The sequence below is a fragment of the Brevibacterium sp. HMSC24B04 genome (genome assembly GCF_001806835.1).
Classification (GTDB): domain Bacteria; phylum Actinomycetota; class Actinomycetes; order Actinomycetales; family Brevibacteriaceae; genus Brevibacterium; species Brevibacterium ravenspurgense.
Genome location: NZ_KV786096.1, coordinates 34557 through 40778, shown reverse-complemented (window position 1 = coordinate 40778; position 6222 = coordinate 34557). Strand labels below are relative to the sequence as shown.

Sequence of the window (6222 nt, the reverse complement as noted above, 5' to 3'; positions counted from 1 at the left end):
GGGACACCGCTTATGCGGTGTCCCGGGACTTTTTATTTGGCGCTTTTCGACAGCCGTCGGCTCGCGTTCCAGTGCGCCGAAGCTCTGCCGCGGCTTGCGTTCAAAGCCGGTACAGGTGGCCTTGTTCATGGTCTACCGTCTGCAGGTGCAGGCCGAGCTTCTCAGCCAACCGGGCAGACGGGGCGTTGCTTGGATCAATGATCGCCACGACCGAGTACTCGGGGTGCGCCTGACGTGCCCATTCGATGGCGGCCGCCGCGGCCTCGGCGGCATAGCCCTTTCCCTGGGCTTCGGGCGCAAAACGGTAGTAGAGGTTGAGTACCTGTTCGCCCTGTTCTTCTGAGAAGCGCAGGCCTGTAAAACCGATGATGTCGGCTGGTTCTCGGACGACAACAAAATAGCCGATTCCGTCCTCCGCCCAGTTGTGCTGCCACAAGCGAAGCAGCTCGGAGGCTTCTTCGCAATTCTTCATCGCCAGTTCAGGGCGATGCTGGTAGGTCCTTGGGTCCGAGTGGATTGTGAAGACGGCATCTTCATCGCCGTCGCGTGGAGGGCGAAGTATCAGTCGCTCAGTCGTGAGTGCAGTCATTGTTCCCTTCGAGCAAAGAGCTTCAAAGTGTGCTTCCGCGGCTTTTCGTTCAGCGCCCGTAGATTTTGTCGCGCCGGCCGATGGAAAAGACCTCGATGGTGATGATGTCATCGTGAATGACCGCGAGAATTCGATACGACCCAACTCGGTACCGCCACTCTCCCGAGTGGTTGGCGGTGAGGGCTTTGCCGAAGGTCCGGGGGTCTGCGCATCCGTCCAGCTTGTTTTTTATCCACGTCGCGAGGATGCGCGCGTCGAAGCGATCCATTTTCTTCAGCTGTTTCCGAGCCTTAGAGGTGAGTTCGACGCGGTACCTAGGCGAAGTCATTGTCAGAGTTCCTCTAGGACCTCGTCAATGCTGAATCGTTCGCCAGTGTCCTCGGCAATTGCTTCGCGGAGTTCTTGTAGGTCATAGGAGTCTTCAATTTTCTCCAAGATCGCTGACCGGGCGAAGTCGGAAATCGTGATGCCTTCAAAGTCAGCGTACTTGCGAACAAGGGCTGCGTCTTCGTCAGACATTCGGACAGTCATTGTGCTCATGACACACTCCTTTCTCGTGCTGAATACATTGTATTCTGCACGAGGATTGTCTGGCAAGGTTGTCGTCTCCGCGGGCAGTGATTCGCTCTGCCGCCCACCTACGCCCCAATGAGGCTTGCTGCAAGCCCAGTCGCCGCGCCGATCAACACGACGGCCCACGCCGGCCACTTGGCCAGCATGAGCAGTGCCAGGCACGCCAGCACGATCAGCAGGGGAGCGAGCCCCGTAATAGCTGAAGTGACAACCGGGGTGATGAGAGCAGCTGCGAGGATCCCGACAACAGCGGCATTAGCTCCCGCCACACCAGAGCGGGCCAGTGGGCTTGTCTGCACCGCAGCCCAGAACGGCAGCGCGGCGATCACCAGCAGTACTCCGGGGAGGAAAACGGCAACCAGAGCAAGTGCGGAGCTGAGCCACGCCTCGGCCCCGGTTCCCATGGTGAACCCCAAGAACGCTGCGAATGTGAACAGGGGGCCGGGAACAGCCTGAGCCGCTCCATAACCCGCTAGGAACTGGTCCTGGCTTACCGCCTCGGCAATCGCGGGCTCACCCTGCAGAAGCGGCAGCACAACATGCCCGCCCCCGAACACCAGCGCACCAGACCTGTAGAACGCATCGGCAGTGGCGACCCACGGGTTCGCAACCAGGCCGGCCAACAGCGGAAGCCCCATTAAGAGGACCGCGAACAGACCAGCGCTGACCAGACCCGCGGTCTTCGAGACGGGCACACGCAGGGGATGGTCAGCGCCACCAGCCATCCCACGGCAGAAGAGCAGCCCCGCCACAAGCCCCACACCGATAGCGGTCACCTGACCGAGGTTTCCCGGTATCAGCAGAGCCAAAGCAGCTCCTGCCGCAACAATGAGGCCACGGCGAAAATCAGGTGCGAGTGTCGACGCCATGCCCACTACCGCGTGCGCCACAACAGCAACGGCAACAGCTTTCAACCCCATGAGGAGGCCATCACCCACTGGACCGCCGAGGTGGACGGCACCAAGTGCGAACAACACCAGAAGGAGAGCCGAGGGGAGGGTGAAGGCTGCCCAGGCGGCAAGGGCTCCAAGAGTTCCGCCTCGGAGAAGGCCCAGAGCAAAGCCCACTTGCGAGGATGCCGGGCCCGGCAAGAACTGGCACAGCGCAACCAGCTGTCCGTAGTGGTCATCGCTGATCCACTTGCGGCGCTGCACAAACTCAGTGCGGAAATAGCCCAGGTGGGCGACTGGCCCGCCAAACGAAGTTAGCCCCAGTTTGAGGAAGGCTTGAAACACTTCGAGTGGGTTTCCGGTTGGTTTCGGTGAGTGTGTTTCAGCTGTCGGTGCCATACGCCCATTAGGCCATGAGCCGAGTGAACGGCGAGTGAACACGTGGGTGCCGCGGCGGGGGTGCTCCGCGGCCCGCGGAGTGCAGCCGCCGGCGGCCCGTGTCCTGCTGCTCGTACTCACTGTCGCAGCATTGCGCGCACCCTGCGACTGCAACCTTGCGCTTAAATGCAGATTCACGCGTTAATGCGGCGCATTTAAGCGCAAAACTGCATTAGCGCGTGAATCTGGCAGCAAAACCGCACCCTAGTAAAAATCTTAAAAAGATGTGATAATTAGAGTGCGCTGTTTATGCCCTGTGAGTGGTGTGTTCATCGGCGGGTCTGATTGCAGTGCTTCAGCGTCCGGCAGGTGGCCGGCATCGACAAGACAATCGTGGAGAGGCCAAAGTGGCAGGATTGAAAACCTCCGACCGCAGTATGCAGAAGCGAATCGTGACGTTCGTCGCCATGCTCGTTGCACTGCTTATGGTGCTGGCACCGCAATCGGTGTACGCCGCCGGAACCGCACAAAGCAATGGCGGCACGAAGGCCTATGAGCTCGAAGGCGAATGGAAGAAGCAGCCCGAGGAAGTCACCTCTGGTCTCGACGTTCTTTCCATGGTGTGGCACATGGATATCAACGACTCCGCGCCGGCACCGGGCAACGACCCCGCAACGGACAACCTGCTCACGGTCACAGTTGAGAATGCCCATTTTGGTGAGATCCCCAGTGAGTGCCTCAGTGGCGACAAAGGTGCTTCAAAGATTTCCGATGACAAGCGCACCCTGACGTGTGACATCGGTGAGCGTGACGAAGGCACCGCCCAGATGGTGCTGTCGGGCGTCAAGGTCGATGGCCCCGCGAAGTCGAAGGTCACCGCGAAGGCAACATTCCGGGGTCTCGAAGCCACCCTGCCAGAAATTCCGATCGTGGCTCCGTTCCTCATGGATGCCAAGTTCGATGCCGGTGCACCGAGCTCACTGACCGGTCAGCCCGACACCTACCAGTTCATGAACTTCCCGTTCTCCCTGTCGCACGCAACGGGCTCACCCGAAGGCCCGGGCAGCGTCAGCTACGACATTACGATCAACGGTGTGCGCGGCGAAAAGATCACCGCGCAGGATGTAGCCTGCGCCCCGATTGACCGAGTGCACTCCGGTTACCCTTTCTCGGCGCCCGGAAAACCGCAGGAGCAAACCGCGAGGTTCCCGACGTGTGAATTCACACTGATTGACCCGGACACGAATACATTTCGTCTGACTCTGTCCGATCTGGACTACAAGGCGAAGCGTCCAGAGCTTGACTCCAACGGTGTTCGCCTTCCTCAGGTTCAGCCGAAGTATCCGCGGGAAGTGATCGCTGCCGGTGAGCTGCGGGTCAAAGTCCCCTACAAGGCTGCTGGCTCTGACTCGAACCGCAAGACCAACGTGACGCTGAAAGCTTCGGCGCCGACCTACACCGCCGTTGATGGCTCAACCAGCGATGACGATCCTTCAAACAACGAGAACCGTGCACCGATGATCCGCGGTAACTGGACGGGTGCGTGGGTGGTTGGCTCGCAGTCCCCGAAGGCCTATCCGGGCATCGGATGGTCTGATACCTCTCGCGCGCCAGTGGGCGCGACTGTGATGTCCGTTTCCGGTATTGCGCCGCCGCGGGTCGCGGGTTTTTCTGACAACTGGATTTGCAACACCCTCGATACCCAGCGTGTCGATTTCGTCAACGCCCGTGTCGTGGCCAACCCCGACGCGAAGCCCAACGTCTATTACGGCAAGAATATTGAGGACATCAAGATCCTCTATTACACCGGCGAGGTGGAGGACCCGAACCTTTTCAAATGCGGAACCGAAGAAACTCCGTTTGACGAAGGCAAAGACGAAAAGGACGGCTGGAGCTACACCAAGCCCGACGACCTTTCTAAGGTCAAAGCTGTGAAGGTTCGCGTACCACGCGACAAGGGCCACCTGTCTAAGCTGCCACAGTCGTACTTCTACTTGACCATCGAACAGAAGATTCATGACGATGTAGAGGTTGGCGCAGACGTCTGGACGTGGACTTCCGTGCTCAATGAAACGCACACTAAATGGGACATGGGAATCAACGCGAAGATTGCCTATGATCGCGTCACGAACGAACGGGAAATCACTCCCGGGTTTGCTTCCCCCGGTGTGATCACCGAAGGCGTTCGCTACCCGTATGCAGGCCCAGGACGTGACCTTCTGCGCGTCGTGCCCTCACTGCCGGTCGTTGTCAAGGATGTTGCTCAGCCCGAATACGGTCCGGGCGAAGAAGCTGACTACACGATCCGCTACGGCTTGGAATCTGAAGTGGCCAACATGCCCAAGGATCAGGTGGTCATCAAAGACACCCTGCCGAAGGGTATGGAGTATGTTGCCGGCAGCGCCGATGTTGAGCCCGAGGTGACAACCAACAGCAAGGGACAGCAGGTTCTGACATGGACAAAGGACGATGTTGAACCCAACATTCGCGTTTTTGACGAAGGCAACGCGGGGGTCATCAACTACAAGGCCACGCTGCCCAAGGACGCCGAGCCCGGTGACGTCTACGTCAACGAGGTCAGTGCCACCAGCCAGGGCCAGACTCGCAAGGCACAGGCCAAAGTCACAGTGCCGGAGGCCGGCTACACCTCGCTGAAGAAGAGCGTTAAGACCCCCGTCGTCGATGAAACCCCGAACGGTGTCGCCGCCAACGAATGGACTATTGACCTGACGTCGAACGACCCGACCAAGTCCAACCTGACGGACGTCATCGACGTGCTCCCGGCAAATGGAGACCCGCAGGGCTCGAAGTTCGATGGCACGCTCAAGGTGACGGGTGTTGAAGGTGCCGAGGGTGCCAAGGTCTACAGCACGACGGCAACTGACGTTGATGAAGACCCCAATGCCAAGGCCAACGGCAAAACGGGTGAGCCTTCAGACATCTGGGAGGAAGGCCTCCAAGAGGACGCAACGGCAATTCGCGTCATCACCGCTGCGCCTTTGGCCTATGGCGATAAGCAGACCATCACCGTCAAGACAGAGCTTCACGAGGCTGCGAGTGGCGATGTTGTCGTCAACAAGGCTGTCGGCCGCGCTGAAAACACAAAGATGCGCATGCGCACCTCCGCCCAGTTCACAGTCCGCACACCCGTCGATGTCAATGTCGAAAAGGTGTGGAAGGACGAAAAGGGCGAAAACCTCACGGAGACTCCGAACGCGGTGAAGGTCCAGCTGATCCGCAAGAGGGGTGAAGAAAGCACTCCGGTGGGCGACAAGGTCGAACTGTCTGCTGCGGGCGGTTGGAAGCACACGTTCGAAAAGCTGCCCACCGCGATCGACGGGGACCCGGTCACCTACACGGTGAAGGAAGATTCGGTTGAGGGCTACAACTCCGCTGTCGAGGTGGAAGAGGCCGGTAACGCTTACGAGGTAACGGTTACGAACACCCGTAAGCCGGAACCAACGCCTGAACCGACTCCGGATCCGAGCGATGAACCAACGCCGGAACCGAGCGACGAGCCGACCCCCGGTCCGTCCGGTACCCCGACGCCGGAACCGAGTGAGGATCCGACACCAGGGCCGGCGCCTCGTGAACCAGGAAGTCCTGGGCCAGGAATGCCGCGGACTGGTGCCGAGTTCGCGGGGCTGCTCGCAGTGGCGGTCGCAGCCATCGGCGCAGGAACGCTTCTAATGCTCCGCACCCGCAGGAGCTGAACCGAAAGGCTGTAGCCAACTGAAAGCTAACCGCAACAGCAGCGGGCTGGGTTCGAGTGACAACTGTCACTCGAACCCA

General features: G+C 59.7%; 5 protein-coding genes. 1 reads left to right on the top strand and 4 read right to left on the bottom strand.

Going from position 1 to position 6222, the window contains the following annotated elements; translation table 11 throughout:
• Window positions 1–100: 100 nt before the first annotated feature.
• The 4 genes from HMPREF3092_RS07695 to chrA form a co-directional block, all read right to left on the bottom strand.
• A complete protein-coding gene (locus HMPREF3092_RS07695; protein ID WP_070424454.1) occupies window positions 101–589 on the bottom strand; it encodes a GNAT family N-acetyltransferase in 489 nt (162 codons plus the stop codon).
• A gap of 49 nt (window positions 590–638) precedes the next feature.
• A complete protein-coding gene (locus HMPREF3092_RS07690) occupies window positions 639–917 on the bottom strand; it encodes a type II toxin-antitoxin system RelE family toxin (RefSeq protein ID WP_019175985.1) in 279 nt (92 codons plus the stop codon).
• 2 nt (window positions 918–919) lie between these two features.
• Window positions 920–1129 (bottom strand): type II toxin-antitoxin system RelB family antitoxin, encoded by a 210-nt coding sequence (gene relB / locus HMPREF3092_RS07685; RefSeq protein WP_019175984.1) that lies wholly within the window; start codon window positions 1127–1129, stop codon window positions 920–922.
• Between the two features lie 98 nt (window positions 1130–1227).
• Complete coding sequence (gene chrA, locus HMPREF3092_RS07680) at window positions 1228–2451, bottom strand: chromate efflux transporter (RefSeq protein WP_070424453.1); 1224 nt, start codon at window positions 2449–2451, stop codon at window positions 1228–1230.
• A gap of 386 nt (window positions 2452–2837) precedes the next feature.
• Here chrA and HMPREF3092_RS07675 point away from each other — a divergent pair, with 386 nt between their 5' ends.
• A complete protein-coding gene (locus HMPREF3092_RS07675) occupies window positions 2838–6143 on the top strand; it encodes a Cna B-type domain-containing protein (RefSeq protein WP_256174408.1) in 3306 nt (1101 codons plus the stop codon).
• The last annotated feature ends 79 nt before the right edge of the window (window positions 6144–6222 follow it).